This is a genomic window from Weissella sp. DD23 (assembly GCF_001579105.1).
GTDB lineage: Bacteria > Bacillota > Bacilli > Lactobacillales > Lactobacillaceae > Weissella > Weissella cibaria.
In genome coordinates, this window is record NZ_KQ970390.1 from 120,635 (window position 1) to 121,532 (window position 898).

Here is an 898-nt window from a genome sequence, read left to right on the forward strand (position 1 = left end):
CCCCGTTCAAATCATTACGATTCTTGAAGGTGCTTCGTTTATTGAAAGTGCTAACGTTGATTGGCAATATCTTAAATAAGATTTTCCGGAAAACTAATATTGCAAATGTTTTTTATGTCGTTGCTGCGATTGTTATCGCAGTGGCGGTGTCCTTCCATTTCGTTGAGCATCAAAGCTATATGAATAGTTTTTATTGGGCAATTATTACCGTGTCAACCGTTGGATACGGTGACGTTTCCGCGCATACGACGCTCGGCAAATTGTTGTCCATTTTGATGGCGCTTGGTGGCGTTGGAATGTTTGGTGTGCTGACATCTTCAATTACCAGTTATTTCCAGGAAGAGAATGAGGCACTCCAAGAAGAAGTTGCTGAGATGAAGCAACAACTAAATCGAATCGAAAAATATTTGATAGACGCTAATAAACGGTAAAGCAAGGCCGATTGCCTTGCTTTTTTCTTTAATCTGGAACGGAGGAACTATGGACCGCAGAATAGAGGGCATTATCGCTGCCTTAATGACGGTTATTTGGTTGGTATTATTAAACGTGTTTTTTGCGGGGAAAGTCACAGCACCTGATCAGGTGAAAATTCTACCGGATATGCGGATTACCTACATTAGGCTTGAAGCAACGCCTGAATATACCGCCGTGAGTTATGACAATGTAGCAATGAAAAATAATAGCAACGTTATTTCGGGTGCAATTGGTGCGAAGGGTTATCATTTGGACTCGCCAGTTGATTTGGCAGTTTTTAATGCTGAACGACTTATTTTTAAGCACAGTATTCGTATCAATCAGAACTTTAAGTTCAATTTACCTGAGAAACTAAATAAGGATGCTCGAATAAAGTTTGAATTATTAGATCGACACGGAAACATTTTAAATAGATCGAGTGATT

2 protein-coding genes are annotated in these 898 nt (G+C 39.5%); both read left to right on the forward strand.

Going from position 1 to position 898, the window contains the following annotated elements:
- Positions 1-431 (forward strand): potassium channel family protein (locus WEIDD23_RS13295; protein WP_197458747.1); only part of this gene is annotated, 431 nt, incomplete at its 5' end.
- Positions 432-480: 49 nt separating this feature from the next.
- A partial coding sequence (locus WEIDD23_RS13300) for a hypothetical protein (protein WP_197458748.1) occupies positions 481-898 on the forward strand: 418 nt, incomplete at its 3' end.